Source organism: Pseudomonas sp. 43(2021) (assembly GCF_017490805.1).
Taxonomy (GTDB): domain Bacteria; phylum Pseudomonadota; class Gammaproteobacteria; order Pseudomonadales; family Pseudomonadaceae; genus Aquipseudomonas.
The window spans coordinates 1-282 of the sequence record NZ_JAFGYJ010000629.1 but is presented as its reverse complement, the minus strand read 5'-3'; the positions used below and the strand labels follow the sequence as shown (position 1 = coordinate 282).

Genomic DNA, 282 nt, shown 5'->3' with positions numbered 1-282 from the left:
GATTGTTGATCGGCAGGCCGTCTTTGTTGGTCAGCGTGATGGTGTAGGTGATCTCGCCGCCTTCGGTGACCGAAGGGGTTGCGGTCAGTTTGGCCACCACTTCGTCGGTGGTGTCGGTCACTTGAACTGTAGCGGCACCACCCAGCTGCAGATTCTCGAAAGTCGCACCGGTTGCATCCACAGCCGAACTGATGCCCAGGCTGATCTGGCCAGCATCGTTATAGACGTCATCGCCTTGCGCCGCATGGGTGTACGGTGCACTGGTTTCCCCAGCCTTGATGG

Annotated in this window: 1 protein-coding gene; it reads right to left on the bottom strand. The window is 58.9% G+C overall.

All coding sequences use genetic code 11. The annotated features are described in order from the left end of the window. A partial coding sequence (locus tag J5M71_RS29045; RefSeq protein ID WP_207839142.1) for an immunoglobulin-like domain-containing protein occupies positions 1-282 on the bottom strand: 282 nt, incomplete at both ends.